The following is a 21,057-nucleotide window of genomic DNA, read 5'->3' as shown; positions in this document are numbered from 1 at the left end:
AGTCTTATATGGCAGAGCTGCTTAACGCCGGAATCACCCGTGACCGCGCGTTCGAACTGCTCAACGAGCACAACAAGGACCCGTTTCACATCACGCACGGCGAGACCGTCGAGGGCACCATGCGCTACTTTGCACGCGAGTTCGACCCCGAGAACGAGGATTTCTGGGGCATCGTCGGCTTGCTGCACGACCTGGATTGGGAGGAGCATGAGGACGACCCCACGAACCACACCATCTATGCAGCCGAGATTCTCGAGGGCGAGGGCGCATCGCCCGAGCTCATCCGTGCCATCCAGACGCACACATCGGACTTTAACGCCTCGCTGCCCAAGCCCGAACTGCAGATGGAAAAAATCCTGTTTGCCTGCGACGAACTCACCGGTCTGATCGGCGCCGCCGTCATCATGCGCCCGAGCAAGAGCGTTATGGACTTTACGACCAAGTCGCTCAAGAAAAAGTTCAAGGACAAGCGCTTTGCCGCCGGCTGCTCGCGCGACGTGATTTCGCAGGGCGCCGAGATGTTGGGCTGGGAGCTCCCCGAGCTCTTTGACCGCACCATCGCGGCCATGCAGTCCTTCGCCCCCGACCGCGATACCTTCCAGGCCTAACCGCCCACGCCACCTAAAACCACCACAAAGGGGACAGGCACCTTTGTGGTGGTTTTTGTTTGCGCGGGCGTTAGGGGCGGACCTGGCCGGTGCCTCGGAGCTTGTATTTGTAAGTGGTGAGGGCCTCGGCGGCGAAGGGGCCGCGGGCGTGGAGCTTTTGGGTCGAGATGCCGATCTCGGCGCCCAGGCCAAACTCGCCGCCGTCGGTGAAGCGCGTGCTGGCGTTGGCGTACACGGCCGAGGCATCGACCGCATCCAGGAAGCGCTCGCAAGCATCCGTGTCCTCGGCAACGATGGCCTCGGAGTGCATCGTGCCGTAGCGGTTGATGTGTGCGATGGCCTCGTCCTCGCTTGCCACGACCTTCACGCTCATCTCGAGCGCCAGGTACTCGCGACCCCAGTCCTCCTCAGTCGCGGCGACGTAGTCATCACCCTCGGCAAGCCCGGCATCGGCGCATGCGGCGCAGGTTGCCTCGTCGCCGTGAATGAGCACGCCGTGGTCATGCAGCACGGCCACGACTGCGGGCAAAAACGCATCGGCCACAGCACGGTCGACCAGCAGCGACTCGGCGGCATTGCACACGCCTACGCGCTGGGTCTTGGCATTAACGATAATGTTGAGTGCCTTATCAAAGTCGGCGGATTCATGCACGTAGATGTGGCAGTTGCCCGTACCCGTCTCGATCACCGGCACGAGCGACTCGCGCACGCAGCGCTGGATCAGGCCTGCACCGCCGCGCGGAATGAGCACGTCGACAATACCGCGGAGCTTCATGAGCTCGCCAGTGGCCTCGCGGTCGGTGGACTCAATCATCGACACGGCCTCGCGCGGGAAGCCCTTGGCCTCGAGCGCATCGGCCAGCAGCTCGGCGATCATGGCACACGAGTGATAGGCCAGCGAGCCGCCGCGCAGAATGCAGGCGTTGCCGGTACGGATGCAGATGCCTGCGGCGTCGGCCGTCACGTTGGGGCGCGCCTCGTAGACCATAGCGACCAGGCCCAGCGGAACACTCACACGGGTCAGGTCCACGCCACTTGCAAGCACGCGGTGGTCGAGCACGCGGCCCACGGGATCGGGCAGCTCGGCGAGCTTTTCCAGGCCGGCGGCCATGCCCTCGACGCGCTCGGGCGTCAGCAGCAGGCGATCGAGCAGTCCGGCCGAGGTGCCCGCATCGCGCGCGGCGGACATATCGAGCTCGTTGGCGGCGACGATGGAGTCGACACCGTTGCGCAGTGCTGCGGCCATGGCGCGCACGGCCTCCTGACGCTGCTCGTTGCTCGCCGTGGCAAGCGAGGCCGACGCTGCCTTGGCGGCAACGGCAAGATCGTGGACATACGTGGCTATATCGACCGACATGGGCGGCCCTTTCTCCTAGAAGTTTGCAACCATGGTAGCCGATTTGCGCATGGCCTCGCCCGCGGCGGTAGAATTGGTCAACCCGAAACACCGCAACGAACGGAAGACTCACATGGCCCTCATCACTTCGTACCACGTCCCCGGCCTTTACGTCGAGGACCACAGCATCGACGTCCCCCTTGACTGGCGCGGCCTGGAGCCGATGCTCCTGGCCGTCGGCAGCACCATGCGCCGCGGCGCTATGCCGGCACCCATCGCCGGCGCGCCCGAGAGCATCAAGCTCTTCTACCGCGTGGTTTGCGCGCCCGACCGCATCAACGACGATCTGCCGCTGCTTCTGTTTTTGCAGGGCGGCCCCGGCGGCGAGAGCCCGCGTCCGCTGTCGCCCACAAGCGACGGCTGGATCGAGGAGGCCGTCAAGCACTTCCGCGTGGTCCTTCCCGACCAGCGCGGCACCGGACGCAGTAGCTGCGTGGACGGGCGCACGATTGCCGCACTGGGCGAGCGCGCGACGGCGGCCGGCTCCGATGCCGCACGCTCGCAGGCTGACTTCCTCAAGCGCCACCTCGCCAGCTCCATCGTGCGCGATTTTGAGTACCTGCGCCTAGTGGGCTTTGGCGGCAAGCCGTGGGTCACGCTCGGCCAGAGCTACGGCGGCTTTTTGACGCTGAGCTATCTATCGCTCTTCCCCGAGGGCGTGGCGGCGAGCTTTACCTGCGGCGGCATCCCCCACGTGCCGGCGAGCGCCAGCGAGGTCTACGCGCACACCTTCCCGCGCATGGCCGCCAAGACGCAGCAGTATTACGACCGCTACCCCGCCGACGTCGAGCGCGTGGCAGCCCTGGCCGATGCGCTCGAGGCACAGAAGCCCGTGCTGCCCGACGGCTCGCCTATGACGGTCGAGCGCCTACAGCTCATGGGCAGCGACTTTGGCATGAAGCCGAGCTTTGAACGCATGCATTGGATTATCGATCACGCTTTTGTTGATGGCGACGGCACGCTGACCTGCAACGCCTCGGTATCTGACAGCTTTTTGATGCGCGCCTTCGAGCGCACCAACACGCGTACAAACCCGCTGTACTGGACACTGCAGGAGTTCATCTACGCCGACGGCGACACCATGCCCATTCGCTGGGCCGCAGCAGAGGAGAAGGCCCATCGCGCCGAGTTCGACACGCTCGCGCGCCCGCTCATGTTTACCGGCGAGGCCATGTTCCCGTGGATGTTTGAGCAGATGCCCGAGCTTATGCCGTTTAAGCCCGCCATGGACCTGCTGATGGAAGACACCAGCTGGGACAAGATTTACGACCCGCAGCGCCTGGCCTGCAACGAAGTGCCGCTTCAGGCCGCGGTGTATTTCGACGACATGTACGTGGATTCGGACCTGCAGCTCGACACGCTCGGCCGCGTGGACAACTCGCACGCCTGGGTGACCAACGAGTTCGAGCACGACGGCCTGCACGGCAGCGTGGTGTTCAAGCACCTCTTCGACGAAGCCCTCAACCGCGGAGACCTGCGCCGAATCTTCTAGCAAAGGAGTGTCCCCAACTGCCGGCACAATAGGAACGTCCCCAAGTGTCGGATGATGTCCTTCGCCACGAAAGCGGCCCATCTACTACGTTTCACCCGCATGGCCCAACCAGATGCCATAAATAAAGAAAACCGCAGGCGTTCTACCTGCGGTTTTCTTTTTGCAATTCTTGGCATGGTCACCGATAGCCTATTAAACGTAGTAGATGGGCCGTTTTCGTGGCGACCAGCTCGGACATAAGCGCGGCGGGGCAAAGTTACCCTGGTAATTTCGCCCCACGTGCCTTGCAGATCGAAGGCGCCCGGCGTCGAGGCCTAAGCAAATACAATCAAGTTGTCTCGATGGATCGCGGGCTTCTCGGCCAGGTCTGCCAGCAGGCGGTTGCCGGCGATCTGGTCCTGGCGGCGACCGGCAGCAAGCTCCAGCACGTCCGAATCGGCCTCGGCGATACCGCGGGCGACGACCATACCGCTCGGATCGCACACATCGAGCACATCGCCCTCGGCAAACTGGCCATCAACCTCGCGAATACCCACCGCAAGCAGAGAAGAGCCACGGCTGACCAGCGCCTTCGCAGCACCATCATCGACCGTCACCGAGCCATGCGCCTTGTCGCCCAGCGCGATCCACAGCTTGCGGGGTGCGATGTCCAGACGCTCCGCCGGCGGATCGAACAGCGTGCCCACGCTCTCGCCGCGGGCGAGGCGCACGAGCGCATCGGGCTCCTCGCCCGAGCAAATCACGCTCTGAATGCCCGCGGTCATGAGAATGCGGCTCGCGCGAATCTTGGTGATCATGCCGCCCGTGCCCACCGAGGTCGAAGAATCGCCCGCCGAGGCGATAATCTTGGCATCGATCTTATGCACGACCGGGACGAACTCGGCCGTGGGGTCCTCGTGCGGATTGGCGGTATAGAGGCCATCGATGTCCGAGAGCGTCACACACAGATCGGCAGAAACCAGGCAGCTCACAAGCGCCGCCAGCGTGTCGTTGTCACCAAACTTGATCTCATCGACGGTAACGGTATCGTTCTCGTTGACAACCGGTACCACGCCCAGCTCCACCAGGCGCAGCAGGGCGTCGCGCGCGTGCAGGTAGGACGTGCGGCGCGCCGTGTCGTGACGCGTAAGCAGCACGAGCGAGGTGAGCAGGTCGCGCGCATGAAACTCCTCGTCATAGGCAGACGAGATAATGCACTGGCCGGCCGAGGCGCAGGCCTGCAGACTCGGCAGGTCGCCGACCGGCTTGCGGTCAAAGCCCAGCACGGGATAGCCGCACGCAATGGCGCCGGAGCTCACCACGACCAGGCGCCAGCCAAGCTTACGCAGGGACGCGGCCTGATCGGCCAGGCCGCCGATAAAGGCACGGTTGACCTTGCCGTCGGCGCCCACCACCGTGGACGAACCGATCTTTACCACCATCGTCTTATAAGAAGTCGTCATACGTCAAACCAATCGACTGTTCAGCGAGCGGGCGAGCTGGCTGCCGAGGGGATGTGATCCGCCCCTTCTGCCAAGGAAATTAGTGAGCCCAGGGGAAGGCAGAGGCCGCGGCCATGTTCTTGCGCACGAGGTCGTCGCGCACCTGGGCCAGGCCCTGCTCCATACCTACCACGTAGGTCTGCGGATACAGGAAACGCTTGTAGACCGGGTCCAGGTGGTCGAGCGCCCAAGTGCAGCGGTCGCGCGCATCCTCGATGCTCTCGCGCGGGGCTACCGCGCTGCCGTCGCGCACAATCGGCACCAGCAGTTCACGATACTCAAGCTCGGAAACATCGGTCACCAGCGCCGCATCGTTCACGGCCACCAGGGTATTGCCGCGCGAGGCGCCCTCCCCCGCCAGATGGTCCTCGTCATAAATCATGTCGCAGATCGGGCCGCCAAAGCCGTCATAGTAACGGCGCACGCGTTGCACGCCCGGAATCGTGCGCTTATACGGCTGTTCGGAGAGCTTCACCACCGGTGTCCAGGCATCGGCGTCTGCCGCACGGCGGGCCGAAAGCTTGTACACGCCGCCCAGCGCCGGCTGATCGTAGCAGGTCGCGAGCTTGGTACCCACGCCAAAACTGTCGATGGGAGCGCCCTGGTCGAGCAGCGACTGAATCGTGTACTCGTCCAGATCGTTGGAGACCGAGATGCCCACATAGGGCAGGCCCTCGGCGTCAAAACGCCCGCGCACGTACTTGGACAGCTTGGCCAGGTCGCCGGAGTCGATACGGATGGCCGACAGACGCTCGCCCGCCGCCTCCATCTCCTTGGCGACCGTAATGGCATGCTCGCAGCCCTCGCGCACGTCGTACGTGTCGATGAGCAGCGTGCAGTTCTTGGGGCTCGACTTGGCAAAGGCGCGGAAGGCCTCGAGCTCGGAATCAAAGCTCATCACCCAGCTGTGCGCATGCGTGCCAAACACGGGAATGCCGTAACGGCGCCCGGCCAGCACGTTGGACGTGGACGAGCAGCCGGCAACGTAGCTTGCGCGAGCCACGGCCAAGCCGCCGTCGGGACCCTGGGCGCGGCGCAGGCCGAACTCAGCCACGGGACGACCGTCCGCCGCCAGCACCACGCGCGCCGTCTTGGTGGCGACAAGCGTCTGGAAGCCCACGATGTTGAGCAACGCGGTCTCGAGCAGTTGGCACTCCAGCGCGGGGCCCGTGACGCGCACCATGGGCTCACGCGGAAAGACGAGCTCGCCCTCGGGCACGGCGTCGATATTTACGTGCGCGCGGAAGTTACGCAGGTAGTCGAGGAATGCAGGCTTGAACATCGCGCCGCCGGCGGGAGCCTGGAGCGACGCGAGGTAGTCGATATCCTCGGGCGTAAAGCGTAGGTTCTCGACGAGCTCGGGCAGCTCGGCGGTACCGCACATAACGGCATATGCACTGCCGAAGGGATGGTCACGGTAAAACGCGGTGAAACACCCCTGCTCGTTGGCCTTACCGCTCTCCCACAGGCCTTGGGCCATGGTGAGCTCGTACAGATCGGTGAGCATTGCGATGTCAGTGGGATGCGAGATGTCGGTCAAAGCCATGGGGCGACCTTTCGGATGTGTGGTACAGAATTTGAGGGTTGGACAAGGGCAGAGTGTTCGGACATGACGCCCGATGCAAATCGGTTAGAGCAGGCCCATGCTGGTCAGGATCGTGTAGCCCATAAAGATGACAAACGCGATGAGGGCAAGGACAATGATGATTTTTTGAGCCGGCGCCATGCCAGGGATCTCGTTCTCGCCCGTAGGTTCCTTGGAGGTAACCATGCGCTGGGCAAAGGTCATCTCGTCACGGCTCGGCGTGGGCTCGGCGGGCTTGGTGCGGGCGGCTTTCTTAGGCTGAGGCTTGGGCGCGGCAGGCGCAGGCATCGCAGCGGCGGGCTCGGGCGCAGGCGCGGGCTTGCGCTCGGATGCGGCGTTCGCGGCGACCTCCTCGGCCTTCGCACGCTCGGCACGCAGGGCAGCCAGCTCCTCACGCTCGCGACGGGCCTCTTCCCGAGCCTCGCGGCGGGCCTTCTCAGCGCGGAGCTCTTCCAACTCAGCGCGCTCCTCGTCGGACAATGGTTGGGACTCAAGCTCGGCCATGGTTCAGCCCTTTCTTTTAAAAAAAGCCGCCGACACAATGTCAGCGGCTTATCAAATCCAAGGGTGGAGACGAAGGGAGTCGAACCCTCGGCCTCTGCCATGCGACGGCAGCGCTCTCCCAACTGAGCTACGTCCCCAGGACAAGTCGATATTTTACCTACGGCTCGCCAACTGTCAACGCCCAATAACCAGTCTTTTTGGAGCGGAGCTTTTTTGACTACCATTCGCCCGATGATTTTTTAATCCCCGTCCCAGAAAAATCATCGGCGAACGCGCTACTTTGCGCTGGTGAGGACACCGGTGGTGTCGAACGCCGGGGTGAAGCTCTCGTCTACCGCTCCGCCCTCTTGCCAGAACATCGTCGTAAAGCCCAGGTCGTCGGCATGGTCGAGCACCTGCTCGTACTCCTCGCGCGTCACGGCGCGCGCCAGATCGCCGCCTTGTTCGCGCATGAGGGCATTGGGCGTGTATTGGTTCATGACCGAGATCGGCACATCGCCCACCGTCTGCCACACTAGGTCCAGTACGCGACACGAATCGTCCGCATGCCCCGGAAGCACCAGGTGGCGCACGATCATACCGCGCTTCATAAGCCCGTCCTCGTCCACCAACTCTCCCCCGCGGCGATCGATCTCGCGCGCCATCTGGGCCAGACCCGACACGGCCACGCGCGGGTAGTCCTTAATATGAGAAAGCGACTGCGCAAGCCCGGCATCGGCATATTTAAAGTCGGTGAGCCACACATCGACCAGGTCGCCCAGCGCCGCCACGGCACTCGCACGCTCGTAACCACTCGTGTTGTAGACGATCGGGATGACCAGCCCGCGCGCCCGCGCCGCGGCAATCGCGGCAGGCAACAGGTGCGCATAGTGCGTCGCCGTCACCAAATTGATGTTGTTGGCACCCTGGTCCTGCAGTTCCAGCATAATCTCGACCAAGCGCTCAGGCGAAATCTCAAGGCCAAAATTGCCGGTCGAGATCTCGTGGTTCTGGCAGTAGATACATTTAAGCGAGCAACCGCTAAAGAAGATCGTGCCCGAACCGGCCTCGCCCGAGATAGGCGGCTCCTCCCACATATGAAGCGCCGCGCGGGCCACCCTGAGCGTGTCGTTGGCACCGCATACGCCGCGCGCGCCCTCATCGCGCGCCGCACCGCAACGGCGCGGACACAAATGGCAGGCGGGCGAAAAAAGTTCGGTCAACGACGTCGGCATAAAAACATGCTCCAAAACAACGATTCAGCAGCTCAAACGTAAAGGGCCAGGCCACGTAGACGGCTCCGTCCCTAAGGCGCCGTAATCGTCCGACACGATTTTTGTAATGTCAAGACTGGAATCCACAAAGTGCCGCTTTATGATGTAGGTATTCCGCCCCCCGCGGAGCAACTGGGTGAACCGTCGCGTTTATTTAGGGAGCCCACACAGTCGTGCCTAGTACAGGTATCCTTCGTTGTTAAGGACGCTGGAACAGTCGATGAGGGCACCCACCTGTTTTAGGTGGGTTCATTTTCGTAACGTGGGGGGTGGTTTTCTTTTGCCGAAAAACACCATTACAGTCCATATGGATCCCCGTCGGCATCCCGACAAGCCATCGACAACATCCCAATATCTGGTAAGCGCGTGATTATCGCTGCGTGCAATTACATGCACCCCCCTTGGTCGAGTATCATGGGACAGCTATGCCCTTTGCGCATGGCGTTCTTCTGACCTTTTCCTTCGACGCTTGGCGGTTTTTAGATTCATGGCTTCATCCCCGAGCTACATACCGTACCTATGCGTGGCAGCGGCGGCTTTTATCACGACCTTCCTCGCGGTGCCCCTGGTCAAGCGCTTGGCAATTAAGCTCGATGCCGTCGACTATCCTTCTAAGCGCCGCATCAACACCAAGCCCATCCCGCGTTTGGGCGGAACGGCGGTGTTTTTGGGCCTGGTCGTTGCCTGCATTGTGCAAATCCTAGGCACCTGGTACCTAGGCTGGCCACCCGTCCTGGTGCCGCACCCGCGCCTTCACATTAGCTATCCCATGCTGGCGCTCTCCTTTACCGTCATCTTTGCGACCGGCGCTATCGACGACGTCTTCCAGCTCACGCCCAAGCAAAAGCTGGCCGGACAGGTCCTCGCCGCGCTTATCGCCTGCATGGGCGGCCTAAAAATCGGCGTCATCGTCAACCCGTTTGCTCCCGGCGAGATCATGCTCGGATGGCTCGCCTATCCCATTACCGTGATCTATCTGGTAGCATTCACCAACATCATTAACCTCATCGACGGCCTCGACGGCTTGGCCACGGGCATCTGCGGCATCGCGTCGTTCACCATGTTTTCGATGGCCGTTCTCTCGGGCCGCATCGACGCCGCCGCGCTCTCCATTGCGCTCTTTGGCGCCTGTCTGGCCTTTTTGCGCTACAACTTCAACCCCGCAAGCATCTTCTTGGGCGACTCGGGGTCGCTACTTCTGGGCTTTGCGCTGGGCTCCATCTCGCTGCTCAACGTGAGCCGCACCGCCGCACTCACCTCGCTCATCATCCCGCTCATCGTTGCCGGCGTGCCCATCATCGACACGTTTAGCGCCATCGTGCGCCGCAAGCGCGCCCACATTAGCATCGGGCAGGCCGACAAGGGCCACATCCACCACCGCCTGATCCAAGAGGGCTACAACCAAAAGCAAGCCGTGCTGCTCATCTACGCCTGGTGCATCATGCTTTCGGCCGGTGCCGCCGCGATCAACCAGGTCGAGGTGCCCATGCGTGTGCTCATCTTTACCGTGCTCGCCATTGGCTCGGCGGCCTTTGCCAAGCATCTACATCTGTTTGAGCCCGTGCTGCGCCACCATTACAACAAGCGCACGCACGAGGACGAGCTCGTCACCCCCGACGACCCCGCCTTTAAGCAGGAGGAGCAGGCTGCCGAGGAGCGCAAAGAAGAGCGCCACCACAAGCTCTAGGGCAAGCTGCCGAGGATGTGCCAAGGCACCGTTGGCCAAGCGCGGGCGCGCCGCGCCCATCGCACAAGCCACCCCTCTCCCGCCCCTCGCCTACTTACGCACCGCCCCTCCAATAAACGCGTTATCATCTTGACCCATGAACATACGTTAGGAGCAATCATGCCAAACGAGAACAGCTACGAAGTCGCGCTGCAAAAGAGCAACGCCATTCGCGAGGGCCTGACCAAAACGCCCGAGAAGTTCACCATGCTCACCGGCGACCGCCCCACCGGCCGTTTGCACCTGGGCCACTACTTCGGTACCCTCAAGGGCCGTGTTGAGCTGCAGAACATGGGCGCCAAGACCAACGTGCTCATCGCCGACTACCAGGTCATCACTGACCGCGACACGACCGAGCACATCCAGGACAACGTGTACAACATGGTCATGGACTACCTTGCCTGCGGTATCGACCCCGACAAGACCATGATCTACGCGCACTCCGCCGTGCCTGCCGCCAACCAGCTCATGCTGCCGTTCCTGTCGCTGGTGTCCGAGGCCGAGCTGGCGCGCAACCCCACGGTCAAGGCCGAGATGGAGGCCTCGGGCCATGAGCTTACCGGCCTTCTGCTCACCTACCCGGTGCATCAGGCCTGCGACATCCTGTTCTGCAAGGGCAATGTGGTGCCCGTCGGTCGCGACCAGCTGCCGCACATCGAGCTCACCCGCACCATCGCCCGCCGCTTTAACAACCGCTACGGCAAGGTGTTCCCCGAGGTCGATGCACTGCTGTCCGAGACCCCGCTGCTGCCCGGCCTGGACGGCCGCAAGATGAGCAAGAGCTACGGCAACGCCATCAACATCTCGATGACCGCTGAGGAGACGGCCAAGCGCATCAAGAAGAGCCAGACCGACTCTGAGCGCATGATCACGTTCGATCCCGAGAACCGCCCCGGCGTGTCCGGTTTGCTTTCGACGGCCGCCATCTGCACCGGTCGCTCCGAGGTCGAAATTGCCGAGGAGATTGGCATGGGCGGCTCCGGCCAGCTCAAGAAGTACGTGACCGAGGCCGTCAACGAGTACTTCGCACCTATCCGCGAGCGTCGTCAGCGCTACGAGAACGATCTGGATTACGTGAAGGACGTGCTGCACGAGGGCAACCGTCGCGCCAACGAGATCGCCGAGCAGACCCTGGCAGAGGTTCAGGACGCCATGGGCATGGTGTACTAGGCAAAGCGCCTTCGCACAACATAGACGGTGAGGCCGAATCCTCACCGAAACAGGAACAGGCCCGCTGGCAGATAGTTGCCAGCGGGCCTGTTCCCGAAGTACACCGTTGAATCGCACAGAGGGGAGGGATGCGAATCAAACTCAACAGGGCAGGCTTTTTCATCGCCTATTGCCTGCTCCGTTGCTGAAACCAATATAGTTCACCGTGGTTTACTTTCTAGCGTCATTATGCGCCGCCATACCTTCTCCATAAGTTAGCTCCGGTAAACCTTCACAGACCTAAACCACTGCAGGGGGCAGGCACCTTTGTGGTGGTTTTGGCGATCCGGCCGCTAAAGCCCCGCCGGCCAGCGGCAAGAAGCAAGGTCGACGTGCATAGGATCGGCAAACACCACGCCCTCCCCCAGCAGAAGTTCACGTTGAGCATCGGGGCCACCAAAGGCAAAGCCCTCACAGATACGGCCGTCGGCAAACACCACGCGATGACAGGGAATTTGGCCAGGGCGCGGATTACTATGCAGGGCATACCCCACGTACCGCGCACTTCGTGGACGACCGGCAAGCAGCGCCACCTGACCATACGTGGCGACCATCCCCTCGGGGATCTGCTCGACCACCTCGTACACCCGTTCAAAAAAGCCCTCAGACGCCATTGCTCGCTCCCTTCCACCCGGAAAAGCATAAACCACCACAAAGGTGCCTGTCCCCTTTGTGGTGGTTTATGGCAGGTCGGTTAGTTGGCGGGCTGGAAGAAGGCTACGGCGACGGCGCCGGGGCCTACGTGGGTGCCGATGGTGGCGCCAATGGTGTGAACGGGCAGTTCGCCCTCGGTGTGGCCAGCCCACAGTGCCGCGCTGTCCTCGATATACTTCTTGAGCACCGCATCCGAAAGGCCCGTATAGCCCAGCGCCAGCGGCATGGAAAAGTCGATGCCGCCTGACTTTTCGACCTTTTGGTTCAGCAGGTTGCGGCCGTTCTTGGAACCGCGCGCCTTGCCCAGCTGCACGATCAGACCGTGCTCGACAGCCACCACGGGCTTCACATTGAGCAGCGTGCCCACAGCGCCGGCCGCAGCAGACAGACGACCGCCGCGCACCAGATACTCCAGCGTCTCGAGCAGGCCGATAACCACCACACGGTCGCGCACGGCCTCGACGGCCGCCGCGATCTGGGCCGCACTACGGCCCTCGTCCACCAGGCGCAGGGCATACTCGACCAGAACGCGCTCACCCAGGGTGACGTTGTTGCTGTCTACCACGTACACGTCGCCGCCCGGCGCCTCGGCAAGTGCGGTACGGGCACTCTGATTGGTGCCTGATAGCTTAGCGCCCACGGTAATAATCACAGCCTCATCGCCGGCTTCACGCGCCTCGGCAATCGCCTGCGAAAACGCGTACGGGTTGACCTGGCCGGTCTTGGGCAGCTCATCGCGCTCCACGAGCATCTCGTAAAAGCGCTGGTGATCGATGTCGATGCCATCCATGTACACATCGGTGCCAAAGGTAACGGACAGCGGCAAAACGGCCAGTGCCGGGTGCTCCGCCGGCGTCATATCGCTCGCGGAATCGGTAATAATACGAATGGACATAGCGAATCCTTTCTTGCGCGGACCTCGCGCGGGGAATTTTGACAGCAATGCCCCGGCACGGTATACGCGCTCAAACGGGACTATGCAGTTGTTAATTGAAAGCAAATACCTTGGTAGCCTTAGATCTCGCGCAAGGTGTTGAGAATCGTACGCAGCGACGCATACATCTGCTCGCGCTGCTCCACACCCATGGCCTTGCCGGTGGTGTCGAGCACTTCGCGAATGATGCGATCGGCCTCGCTCATGCTCTCGCCGCCCAGGGCAGTCAGGCGAACCGGAGCGCGGTACTTGACGGCAGCATCGCCCGAGTCGTCGACCTCGACGTAGCCGCCCTCCTCCAGATGTGCCAGTGTGCGCGAAACGGCGGCACGGGTAACGCCGGCCATGCGGGCGAGGTCGGCGCCAGTCAGGCCGTCCTTGCTGCGCTCAAGATAGTACAGGCACATAACGTCGGAGCCCTTGAGACCCAGCCTTGCGCCCTCAGACGTCTTAATGCGCTGGATCTCCTTGTAGAGTCCGCTGATCAGTCCGACAAAGTCCTCGAAACGTGTCTCGTCGCTCTGCTGCATGGGAGACGACCGCCTTTCGCTTGCATAATGCTAACGGGTAAACATCTTAGCCGTATCCAGCGACCGCCGGCCCTGCGTGCCTCATTTGTTGACCCATCAACATAAAAATCACCACAAAGGACAGGTGCCTTTGTGGTGATTTTGGGCATCAATAGGTTCTAGGCGCCGCTACAGCTCCACACAGGGATTGTCGCGGGTCACAAGCGTCTTAACGACAACCGTCGCTCCCAAATAGCGCTCAAGCAGCTCGGCTAAGCGATCGATGGCGGCCTGGCAGTCCCCCATGCGCTCGGGCTCTACGCACTCAATCGCCAGGAACGCATCGGCCGAATCATCGGACAGCGCCGTGCGAACGCCGTCACGCCAGTTCCAGCAGCGGCACACAGCGCCCGCATCATCGATGTAGGCGAGCTCGCCGGGCAGCGTCGGATCGTCCGCCTCCTCGCCAAGCGGCAAGAACGCATCGCCACCGTCGGTCACCTTCAAGCGAAGGTCTCCCTCGATTGCATGCAGATCCTCGCCTCCCACGGGCAGCGCGTAGGTCAACGACACCGTGTTGTAGATGTCCACCGCGGGCGTAATGTGGCCCACCGGCTTGCCTTTGAGCACGCGTTTGAGCAGGTTCTCGATTGAGCAACGCGCGCCCTTTTTGGTCTTGAACAGACGATAGGCCTCGCGCCATGCCTTGACCGGCGCGTTCTCGCTGATGGTATCGCTAGTCAGATGACGCTCCGCATCGATATTGGCGCGGTCGAGCAACGCCGCAATCGCATCCACGTCCTCTTGAGGAATCTGAGCCGTGGGCTTCATGCCCTCCACGACCACAACACCGACCGCCGCCTGCGGAAACAACTCCCAGAATGAATCCTCGGCAATAAAGCTCTTCATACGCTCTCCCTTCATTGTGCGCGCCCGAGTGAGGGCGCCTAAACAAAAAGCGCCCTTACAACGGCCACCTTCAAAGTCCTACGGTGCCGCCACAAGAGCGCTTGCGCTGTCCCCATCCGGAGAAGGGGACGATATGTCAGGCGTATTGTAACCCGAGTCAACCGCTCGAGCAAAACCACCACAAAGGTGTCCCCTTTGTGGTGGTTTTACAGGCGAAGTCCCAGCAGGCCGCGGCCGCGGTGACGGGCCTCGGCGGGCACCTGGGCGTGCGGGCCAGCGGCCTTGACGGACTCGGGCAGGTGCGAGTACTTCTTCTCGAAGTTCTCCTCGAACATCACCGCCAGGTTGTGCTCGGCCTCGTCGTAGCGCGCGGTGCTCTGCCAGTACTGGCGCGGCACCAGGATGCCATCGGGCACACCGTGGCACGTCGTGGGAATGTCGACGTTAAAGATGTCGTCGTGCACGAACTCGCTGTCCTCGATGGTGCCGTCGAGGGCGCGCGCGACCAGCGAGCGCGTGTAGGCCAGCTCGATGCGATGACCCACGCCGTAGCCGCCGCCGATCCAGCCGGTGTTGACCAGGTACACGCGTGTGCGGCCGTCGGCAATACGCTCGCCGAGCATCTTGGCGTAAACCATGGGGTCGAGCGGCATAAACGGCTCGCCGAACAGCGAAGAGAACGTGGGCGTGGGCTCGGTAACGCCGACCTCGGTGCCGGGAATCTTAGCCGTAAAGCCCGTCACAAAGTGGTACATGGCGGCGTCGGCCGTCAGACGCGAGATGGGCGGCAGTACGCCAAAGGCATCGCAAGTCAGGAACAGCACGACGCTCGGGGTGGTGCCCATGCCCTTGGTCCACGCGTTGGGAATGTGCTCCACGGGATAGGCCACGCGCGTGTTGTGCGTAATCGAGATGTCATCGTAGTTGGGCTTGCGGTTCTCGTCGAGCACCACGTTTTCGCAGATTGCGCCAAAGCGGACAGCGTTGAAGATCTCAGGCTCGTGGAAGGCGTCCAGGCCCTCGCATTTTGCGTAGCAGCCACCCTCGATGTTGAAGATGCCCATGTCGGACCAACCGTGCTCGTCATCGCCGATCAGCAGGCGCGTGGGATTGGCCGAAAGCGTGGTCTTGCCGGTGCCGGACAGGCCAAAGAACACGGCGGTCTCGTGCGTGACGGGATCCATGCTGGCCGAGCAGTGCATGGGCAGCACGTCGTCCTCGACGGGCAGCAGATAGTTCATGACGCTAAAGATCGACTTTTTAATCTCGCCGGAGTAACCGGTGCCGGCGACCAGAATCACGCGCTCCTGGAAGTTGATGACCACGGCGGCGCTGGAGTTGAGGCCCTTGATGGCGGGATCGCACTGGTACCCGGGTGCCGCGAGCACGCAAAAGTCCGGCTCGCCGGTGCGCGCAATTTCGCGAGCGAGCGGACGGGCGAGCATCTGCTTAATAAAGAGTGCCTGGCTGGCACGCTCGCAGGCAACGAGCAGTCGACGCGTGTGGTTGCGGTCGGCACCTGCCATGCCGCGGGTGACGAACACGTCGCGCTCGTTGAGATAGTCGACGATACCGGCCTTGATGACCTCATAGCTCTCGACGGACAGCGGGCGGTTGACCGCGCCCCAGGCAATCTTGTCGTGAACATCGGGGGTGTCAACGATAAAGCGATCGTTGGGAGAACGGCCGGTACGCTCCCCCGTCTCGATCACCAGCGCGCCGTTGGATGCCATGCGGCCTTCTTCGCGGCGGATAGCGTGCTCGACGAGCTCCGCGGCGGGTAGATCGACCAGCAGACGGGGCTGATTCTCGGCGGGATCTTCGACCAGCGTAATACCAAAGTTGGACAAAACTTCTGCAGGGGTAACACCAGGCATGGGGCCTCCTTTAAAAACGCGACACGTGGACGCGGCGCGCACTTTACTCACGTAAAGCCCGTTGTACCCGATATGCAAAAACGTTTTTGCGGCAAGGGCGGCAAGCCCGCCCAACGGTCAAAAATCGCAGGCAAGCGGCCTAGTCATTGGGGACGTTTTTAAACGACTAGTCATTGGGGACACTCTTGAACAGGCAACAGCCATGGAGTGCCCCCGGATGCCGGCGCTTAGGGACGTTCCCAAAGTACCGGCACATAAGGAACGTCCCTAAGTGCCGACTACAGCGGCAGGCCTTGGCCGAGCATGGCTATGGCGCTCATGAGGACCAGCATGCCGGCGGCGTAGGGCAGGACGGCGCCCAAGAGCTCGGCATCCTTGCCGCGGACGTGGACAGCAGCCAAACCGATCGCGAGCGTCTGTGGCGAGATCATCTTACCGGCAGCAACGCCCAGTGCGTTCAGCGCGACCATCCAGTAGTCGCTCACGCCCAGCGCCGTTGCGGCCTGGCTCTGGATGGGGCCAAACAGCATGCCCGAAGACGTGCCCGAACCGGTAACGAACGCACCGACGGCACCGATCCACGGAGCCAGAATCGGGTACAGCCCACCGGCGACGGCGATGCAAAACGCACTGATAGACGAAATCATGCCCGCATAGCCCATCACCTTGGCGCAACCCAACACCGAAAGCATGGTGATCACCGTCGGCATCATCTGCTTGACGGTCGCGGCCAGCACCTCGCCCATCAGGCGCGGCGAAGCACCCTGAATCGCGCCACCGACAAACGCAGCCAGGAAAATCCAAACACCCGGCGTGTTGATCCACGAAAACGTAAGCGTACCGGGGTTCTCGCCGCAATACACCTGCACGTGGCTCGCAAACGGAGCGAGCGCGGCATGCACGGCGGGCACCAGGTTGGAGGTACCCAGCAGTAGCACAAAGATCAGGATGAAGCACGACCAGGCAGAAAGCGCCGACTTAACGGTAAGCTGCTCGCCGGCCTCGATATTCATATGGAAGCGCGCATCCAGGTGGCCGGACTTCTCGGCGCGCATGGCAAGCGCAGCGGTCAGTGCGAGCGACACGATAGAGCCCACGACCACGGCAAGCTCGGGACCAACAAACATGGCAACAACCAGGGCCGCGCCGACAAAGGACGCGCCAGAGAGCAGCGCGATACCGGCCACGCCATGCAGACGTTCGCCCACGCTCGCAACATTGCCCCGATCGTCGGCCACGCGACCCGCGACCAGCACAATGAGCAGCGGCATCACCACAAAGAACGGCGCGAGCTGCACCAGCTGAACGGTCGCCAGGTGCAGGGAATCCAGACCCACCAGATCGGCAACGGACACCGTCGGGATGCCGATGGAGCCGTAGGGCGTGGGCACGCCGTTGGCCAGCAGGCAGATGAGCACGGCGGGGACAGCCTCAAAGCCCAGGCCCGCGAGCATGCCGGCGGGGATGGCGACGGCGGTACCAAAGCCGGCCATACCCTCCATAAAGCCGCCGAAGCACCAAGCCACGAGCAGCGCCAGCAGACGGCGGTCGCTGCTGATGGAGGTGATCATGCTGCCGATCACGTCCATGGCGCCCGTCCGCACGCACAGGTTATACGTAAAGACCGCGGCGATAATCACCAGCACGATCGGCCACAGGGCCATCAAAAAGCCCTCGAGCGAGGCCGTGGCGATCTGCGCCACCGACAGGTGCCACCACGCAAAGGCAAGCACGCACGAAAGAACAAACGAGCCGATGGCAGCTTTCCAGGCCGGCCATTTAAAGCACAGCAGCATCACGACAAGCCAGATGATCGGCACAAGAGCCAGCAAAAATGCGGCGACGTCCATGGGTAAAAGCTCCTTGGTACCGCGAAGGCGGCATCGGGGTGTCACAAAACCTCAACAGAATACCGCACGCTTACCGACAAATTGCTGCCGCCTGCCGAATATATTGAACAATCTGTTCAAAAACACGAACCGACACTGTCGCGACTATACTAAGGCGCAGCAATAGAAAGGAACCGCCTTGAGCATCACGCCCCTCGATAGCATCCGTCGCGCCATAGCCCGCCGCAACGGCGTCGCCGACCCCACCGTATCGGGCAGCGGGGCGCACGGGCAGGGCGGACGCATCGAGAACGGCCTGTTTCCCGCCTCGCACACCGCCGAGGAGCTTGCACGCATCCAGGAGCTGAGCCAGCGCAACGCCGGCGGCCCCGACAGCAGCCAGGCCACGCGCCGTCGCCGCGAGCACGACCGCGAGCCGGGCCCCATCCGTCGCATGGTCAACGCCTGGTGGAACCGCCTGCTCGGAGCTGTCTACGGCGGCGGCTTCTCCACGCAAGAAGCCGAGTACGAAGATCACGCCACCCGTCGCGACTACCTTTGGAATACCCTGGGCACCGCCGTATGGGGCATGGCGTTTCCGCTGCTCACCATTGTGTCGACGCAGCTCGTGGGCGCCGAGGAGGCCGGCAAGTTCTCCATCGCCTTTGTCACCGGCACCCTCATCATGATCGCGTGCAACTACGGAGTGCGAAACTTTCAGGTCTCGGACATCGACGAAAAGACGTCCTTCGCCTCCTACCAACTCAACCGCTGGCTCTGCGGAGCGCTCGCGCTGGCATGCGGCCTGGTATACAGCAGCGCCCGCGGCTACGATGCGCAGATGGCCACGATCGGCCTGGGCGTCTACCTCTATAAGGTGATCGACGGCGTGGCGGACGTGTACGAGGGCCGCCTGCAGCAGGCCGATAAGCTCTACCTGGCCGGCATGAGCCAAACGCTGCGTTCCGCCGGCGTCATTGCGGTCTTTAGCGTGGCACTGTTCCTCACGCGCAGCATGCCCATCGCGGCTATGGCCATGGGTATCACCGCCATCGCCTCGCTCGTGCTGGTCACCGCGCCGCTCGCCCTGCTCGAGACCGAAAAATCGCGTCACGTGAGCCTGCGCGAGGTCGGCCACCTGTTTGTCCAGTGCGCTCCGCTCTTTGGTGCACTGTTCCTGTTCAACCTTATCGAGAGCATGCCCAAGTTCGTGATGGAGGGCACGCTGGCCTACAAGTATCAGCTGTACTTTAATGCCCTGTTCTTTCCCGCGCAGGCCATTTTGCTGAGTATTGGATTTATCTATAAACCGCAGCTTCTGCGCCTGTCGAGCATTTGGGCGAATCCGCGCAAGCGTCGCCGCTTTGACTTGATTATTGTTGCTGTTATGGCACTGATCGTGGTTATTACCGGCGCGTGCGCCGCATTTATGGCGGGGCCCGGCATCCCCATCATGAACTTTATGTACGGCCTTAACTTTGAGCGTTACCGCACGCTGGCACTGCTGATGGTTGTCGCCGGCGGCGTCACCGCGGCCATCGACTTTATCTACGCCATTATCACGGTGCTGCGCCACGCTGGAGACGTCACCAAGATCTACCTGATCTGTTTTACCGTGAGCGTGGTGCTGCCGGTGATCCTGATTAAGCTGCTGGGTCTGATGGGCGCTGTAGTGAGCTACCTAGCCATCATGGCCCTACTCCTGGTGCTGCTGATAATCGAGTACGCCCACATCCGCCAACGCATCGAGCGCGACCGCAACCCATACGGCGCCTAATTAGCTGCCCCGGTCACCGGAATTTGCGATGGAATCGCCCCGGCTGGGGTCTCGTTGAAGACAATATGCATCACGTAAAACTAAGTGAGTAGACTTTTATCGAATCCTTGACCACACCAACAAAGCACAAGCCTGTGACCTGCGGTTTTATTGAAGCAAATATGTTGGATGCTCGGCATTTCCAAAAAAGTCTACTCACTTAGCCAGCGGGCAGCCAAATGATTATTTAATCCCCGTCCCAGAGAAATCAATTAGCGGGCAGAAGGGCAAAAGTAGTCAAAAAAGCCCCGTCCCAAATTAGCTACCACTTGCATCGATTATTCGCCCGGGTTGATGTTCGCGTAGAACTCCGCCCCGTCGTCCAGGCGCAGGATGCCCACGCGGCCGAACTCGGAGCCGGTAGCGGCGGCGCAGTCGATGTCGATGCGATCGGGCACACCGGCAGTGTCCTCGCCGCCCAAGCGCACAATCTGTCCTCGTCCCGATTCCTCATCGAGCCCCGCCAGACCACCGACCTCGCAATAGCGCCCAAGCGATACCGTGGGCGTGTGACCGCTCACCACCACCGGACCCCTGCCCTCGGAAGAAAGCAGCCCGGTCGGCACATCCCAATAGCCGTGACGAATCCACAGCAGGTCATCGGACGACTGCACCGCGAGCATCTGCTGCAGCAGCTCGCGATCGGCATCGACCGCTCCAACGCCGTCGCCGCAATCGACACCATGCTCAAGCAAAAACGCATGCGCCGCCTTCATCTCGATTCCAGCATGTACCAGCAGATACGGGCGCTCCTCGGTCTCGACCACCGCGTAGAGCGGCAGCGCGGCCATCCATCGCACGAGCTCCTCGTATGCCTCAAATTCCATGTCGTTGAGCTGCTCGCGCGTCGTCCAGCCACCGTTGATATCCCAGGTCTCGGCATCGAGCGGATCCTGGCCAATGATGGCATCGAGCATGATCTGCTCGTGATTACCCTTGAGCACGCGGGCGTTGGGCAGCGAGCGCACGAGCTTAATAACGCCGACCGGATCGGGCCCGCGATCGATCATGTCGCCCAGCACGTACAGCGTGTCGTCGGACGTCAACGAGATCTTAGACAGGGCCTCGTCAAGCGCACGCACGTGCCCGTGAGCGTCAGATGTCACATAGATCGCCATGGTACGCCTCTCCTTGCATTGCGGCCGAAGCCCGGTTCCGCAACTAAAACTTCAAGTTGAACTTAAACGTTACCCATTGTACTCCGTTGCAATAAAGCTGGAAAGGGTTTCCGAGCAGAGGCAAAGACGGCAGCCGTCTATGACGATATCGCGCACG

The 21,057-nt window shown here is 62.0% G+C and carries 17 protein-coding genes and 1 tRNA gene; 5 read left to right on the top strand and 13 right to left on the bottom strand.

Going from position 1 to position 21,057, the window contains the following annotated elements; translation table 11 throughout:
* The first annotated feature begins 8 nt into the window (after window positions 1–8).
* Window positions 9–608, top strand: a complete 600-nt coding sequence (locus I1M21_RS02060; RefSeq protein ID WP_195192231.1) for an HD domain-containing protein — start codon at window positions 9–11, stop codon at window positions 606–608.
* A 70-nt stretch (window positions 609–678) separates the two neighbouring features.
* Here I1M21_RS02060 and I1M21_RS02055 read toward each other — a convergent pair whose 3' ends face one another.
* Window positions 679–1,965, bottom strand: coding sequence for a glutamate-5-semialdehyde dehydrogenase (locus I1M21_RS02055; protein WP_195192230.1), 1,287 nt, complete (start codon window positions 1,963–1,965; stop codon window positions 679–681).
* A gap of 112 nt (window positions 1,966–2,077) precedes the next feature.
* Between I1M21_RS02055 and I1M21_RS02050 the strand changes: the two genes are divergently transcribed.
* Window positions 2,078–3,496, top strand: a complete 1,419-nt coding sequence (locus I1M21_RS02050) for an alpha/beta fold hydrolase (RefSeq protein WP_195192229.1) — start codon at window positions 2,078–2,080, stop codon at window positions 3,494–3,496.
* 314 nt (window positions 3,497–3,810) lie between these two features.
* On the opposite strand, the gene proB is transcribed toward I1M21_RS02050, so the two are convergent.
* The 5 genes from proB to I1M21_RS02025 form a co-directional block, all read right to left on the bottom strand.
* A complete protein-coding gene (proB, locus tag I1M21_RS02045; RefSeq protein ID WP_195192228.1) occupies window positions 3,811–4,938 on the bottom strand; it encodes a glutamate 5-kinase in 1,128 nt (375 codons plus the stop codon).
* Between the two features lie 79 nt (window positions 4,939–5,017).
* The gene (locus tag I1M21_RS02040) at window positions 5,018–6,523 is read right to left on the bottom strand and encodes a nicotinate phosphoribosyltransferase (protein WP_195192227.1); all 1,506 of its coding nucleotides are present in this window, start codon (window positions 6,521–6,523) and stop codon (window positions 5,018–5,020) included.
* A gap of 84 nt (window positions 6,524–6,607) precedes the next feature.
* The gene (locus tag I1M21_RS02035) at window positions 6,608–7,066 is read right to left on the bottom strand and encodes a hypothetical protein (RefSeq protein WP_195192226.1); all 459 of its coding nucleotides are present in this window, start codon (window positions 7,064–7,066) and stop codon (window positions 6,608–6,610) included.
* 64 nt (window positions 7,067–7,130) lie between these two features.
* A tRNA-Ala gene (locus tag I1M21_RS02030) sits at window positions 7,131–7,203 on the bottom strand.
* 138 nt (window positions 7,204–7,341) lie between these two features.
* Window positions 7,342–8,280 (bottom strand): radical SAM protein, encoded by a 939-nt coding sequence (locus I1M21_RS02025; RefSeq protein ID WP_138340622.1) that lies wholly within the window; start codon window positions 8,278–8,280, stop codon window positions 7,342–7,344.
* A 526-nt stretch (window positions 8,281–8,806) separates the two neighbouring features.
* On the opposite strand from I1M21_RS02025, the gene I1M21_RS02020 reads away from it, so the two are divergent.
* Both I1M21_RS02020 and trpS read left to right on the top strand, forming a co-directional pair.
* A complete protein-coding gene (locus tag I1M21_RS02020) occupies window positions 8,807–10,006 on the top strand; it encodes an MraY family glycosyltransferase (RefSeq protein ID WP_055310678.1) in 1,200 nt (399 codons plus the stop codon).
* Between the two features lie 159 nt (window positions 10,007–10,165).
* Entirely contained in the window at window positions 10,166–11,215 is a 1,050-nt protein-coding gene (gene trpS, locus I1M21_RS02015; RefSeq protein ID WP_117716819.1) for a tryptophan--tRNA ligase, read from the top strand.
* A gap of 332 nt (window positions 11,216–11,547) precedes the next feature.
* Here the strand turns inward: trpS and I1M21_RS02010 are convergent, their stop codons facing one another.
* The 6 genes from I1M21_RS02010 to I1M21_RS01985 all read right to left on the bottom strand — a co-directional run bounded on the left by I1M21_RS02010 (window position 11,548) and on the right by I1M21_RS01985 (window position 17,987).
* Complete coding sequence (locus I1M21_RS02010; protein ID WP_195192225.1) at window positions 11,548–11,868, bottom strand: MGMT family protein; 321 nt, start codon at window positions 11,866–11,868, stop codon at window positions 11,548–11,550.
* Window positions 11,869–11,948: 80 nt separating this feature from the next.
* Window positions 11,949–12,803, bottom strand: coding sequence for a DegV family protein (locus I1M21_RS02005; RefSeq protein ID WP_195192224.1), 855 nt, complete (start codon window positions 12,801–12,803; stop codon window positions 11,949–11,951).
* A gap of 119 nt (window positions 12,804–12,922) precedes the next feature.
* Window positions 12,923–13,372, bottom strand: a complete 450-nt coding sequence (locus I1M21_RS02000; protein WP_117820503.1) for a MarR family winged helix-turn-helix transcriptional regulator — start codon at window positions 13,370–13,372, stop codon at window positions 12,923–12,925.
* Between the two features lie 168 nt (window positions 13,373–13,540).
* The gene (locus I1M21_RS01995; RefSeq protein WP_195192223.1) at window positions 13,541–14,260 is read right to left on the bottom strand and encodes a B3/B4 domain-containing protein; all 720 of its coding nucleotides are present in this window, start codon (window positions 14,258–14,260) and stop codon (window positions 13,541–13,543) included.
* Window positions 14,261–14,466: 206 nt separating this feature from the next.
* On the bottom strand, window positions 14,467–16,137 hold the full coding sequence (pckA, locus tag I1M21_RS01990) for a phosphoenolpyruvate carboxykinase (ATP) (RefSeq protein WP_195192222.1): 1,671 nt from the start codon (window positions 16,135–16,137) through the stop codon (window positions 14,467–14,469).
* A gap of 278 nt (window positions 16,138–16,415) precedes the next feature.
* A complete protein-coding gene (locus tag I1M21_RS01985) occupies window positions 16,416–17,987 on the bottom strand; it encodes an L-lactate permease (protein ID WP_195192221.1) in 1,572 nt (523 codons plus the stop codon).
* Between the two features lie 178 nt (window positions 17,988–18,165).
* On the opposite strand from I1M21_RS01985, the gene I1M21_RS01980 reads away from it, so the two are divergent.
* A complete protein-coding gene (locus tag I1M21_RS01980) occupies window positions 18,166–19,743 on the top strand; it encodes a lipopolysaccharide biosynthesis protein (RefSeq protein ID WP_229025529.1) in 1,578 nt (525 codons plus the stop codon).
* A gap of 317 nt (window positions 19,744–20,060) precedes the next feature.
* Here I1M21_RS01980 and I1M21_RS01975 read toward each other — a convergent pair whose 3' ends face one another.
* Window positions 20,061–20,900, bottom strand: a complete 840-nt coding sequence (locus tag I1M21_RS01975) for a metallophosphoesterase family protein (RefSeq protein ID WP_195192220.1) — start codon at window positions 20,898–20,900, stop codon at window positions 20,061–20,063.
* Window positions 20,901–21,057: the final 157 nt, after the last annotated feature.

Source organism: Collinsella aerofaciens (genome assembly GCF_015546965.1).
Lineage (GTDB): Bacteria > Actinomycetota > Coriobacteriia > Coriobacteriales > Coriobacteriaceae > Collinsella > Collinsella aerofaciens_X.
This window is presented reverse-complemented; position numbering and strand designations above follow the sequence as displayed.